Source organism: Streptomyces sp. E11-3 (genome assembly GCF_046540415.1).
Taxonomy (GTDB): domain Bacteria; phylum Actinomycetota; class Actinomycetes; order Streptomycetales; family Streptomycetaceae; genus Streptomyces.
Genome location: NZ_JAZGRL010000139.1, coordinates 1 through 1,829, shown reverse-complemented (window position 1 = coordinate 1,829; position 1,829 = coordinate 1). Strand labels below are relative to the sequence as shown.

The window sequence follows — 1,829 nt, the reverse complement described above, 5'->3', positions numbered from 1 at the left end:
GGGGGACTTGGTGGGGGGTGTGGGGTTGCCCTTGTTTTCTGTTTTGTCCTGTGTGGTGCAGGCCGCTGTGGTCAGCGCGGCCGCGGTGGCGGTGAGCAGGGTGCGGCGGTCCATGGGGCTCCTGGGACTCGGGCGGCCGCGGGCCCGGGCTTCGGGTGGGCTCAGGCCTCGGGCGGGCTCGGGTCGCGGTCGTGGGACTCGGCGTCGGCGCGGGCCTTGGAGCGTGCCCTGCGGGCCGGGCCCCGCCAGCCGCATATACAGCGGGCGAAGCAGAAACGACCCTGCTCGGCCGTGGTGGTGCGGTGTTGTTCCGGTGGTGACACAGGTTCCACGGTACCGAGCCACGGGCGCGTACGGCCCGGGTGAACGGCCGGGGTGCGTGGCTCGGCCCGTGACGGGGGCCAGGACCGGTCGTTAAGCGGAAATGAGGGCCCCGCGGACGGACGGCCAGTGTTGGGGGAAGGCAGGCAGGCGATGGTGGTGCAGCAGCACGGGCGCGGGGGCGGTGCGGCGGTCGCCGCGGCTGCTCTGGTGATGTGGGGCGCGACGGGGTGCGCCGACGGCGGGGCCGCCGCGGACGACCAGGCGCCGGAGGACGCGGTGGCCACCGTGCACCAGGCCGCCGCGACGCTGGAGAGCGCGGGGAGCGCGAAGGCCCGTACGGCCATGGAGATGGCAACGGGCGGCACTCGGGTCACCATCCGGGGTCAGGGCACGTACGACTTCAAGGCGCGGGTCGGGCAGCTGAAGGTGACGCTGCCGCAGGAGCCGTCGGGGGCGTCCGGACGGCGGCCGATCACCGAACTGCTCGCGCCCGGTGCGCTGTATATGAAGAACCGCGGTGCGGGTGTGCCTGCGGACAAGTGGGTGCGGGTCGACACGACGACACTGTCGGACGGGAATCTGGTCACGGGTGGGGTGACCGATCCGATGGCGGCGGCTGAACTGCTGCGGGGGGCGCGGGCGGTGACGTTCGTCGGCAAGACGCAGTTGGCCGGGACCTCGGTGCGGCACTATCGGGGGACGACCGATATCGGGCGGGCCGCGAAGGCCGCGTCGGAGCAGAACCAGGGGGCGCTGCTGGCCGCGGCGAAAGGGTTCAGCAAGCGTGGAGTGTCGTTCGACGCGTATCTCGACAACGAGGGGCGGCTTCGGAAGGTCCGGCACCGGTTCCAATTCACGCAGGGCGGGGAAGCGGGCGCGAGTGCGGGGGGGCGTGCGGGCGAGGTGGAGGCAGAGGTAGAGGTGGCGTCTACGACTCTGCTCTACGGGTTCGGGACGCCGGTGAACGCCTCGCTGCCTGCTGCGGATGACATCTTCGCGGGCAAGATCGCTGAGGAGTGGGAGGCGGGGTAGGCGCAACGGGTAGGGCGCGGGGGTGTGGCGCGACGCGCGGAGAATAGCCCTTCCGTGCCATGCGCGTTGCGTAGGGCCGTCCCTACGCTAGGGAGCGAAGGCGGGGTAGGAAGAGGTGATGCACGTGGCTGCGATGCCGAGTAAGGCGGCGGTGCACGACCACGTCGCTCTCGCCGAGATCGAGCTGTGCGGTGACTTGATCATCGCGGCGTCTGCCGCGGATGAGCGCCTCACGGCTGACCGGATCGACGAGGTGCTCAGGGTTGCGGACGAGCGCCAGGCCGCGGAACCGTCCTGACGCTCGGAGCCACGTGGCGCGGCCTTGAACCTGCCGCGCCACGTGTGCCGCGTCGGGGTGCGCACTGTTCGTTGTGGGGCGGCGTGTGTGCGCTCGTCCGCCGCGCCGGGGCGGGCCGATTGCGCGCTGTTTCGTTGTGGGGCGGGGCCGCGTCGGGGGGTACGTGCTCACGCCG

The 1,829-nt window shown here is 72.0% G+C and carries 2 protein-coding genes; both read left to right on the top strand.

All coding sequences use genetic code 11. The annotated features are described in order from the left end of the window. Positions 1 to 474 precede the first annotated feature (474 nt). Positions 475 to 1,356 (top strand): hypothetical protein, encoded by an 882-nt coding sequence (locus U9R90_RS35885; RefSeq protein WP_411061664.1) that lies wholly within the window; start codon positions 475 to 477, stop codon positions 1,354 to 1,356. Between the two features lie 118 nt (positions 1,357 to 1,474). Further along, entirely contained in the window at positions 1,475 to 1,654 is a 180-nt protein-coding gene (locus U9R90_RS35880; RefSeq protein ID WP_411061663.1) for a hypothetical protein, read from the top strand. Positions 1,655 to 1,829: the final 175 nt, after the last annotated feature.

Excerpts from the sequence above, each read along its gene's own strand:
- U9R90_RS35880 (WP_411061663.1), top strand. The coding sequence starts at position 1,475 with ATGCACGTGGCTGCGATGCCGAGTAAGGCGGCGGTGCACGACCACGTC.
- U9R90_RS35885 (WP_411061664.1), top strand. The coding sequence starts at position 475 with ATGGTGGTGCAGCAGCACGGGCGCGGGGGCGGTGCGGCGGTCGCCGCG.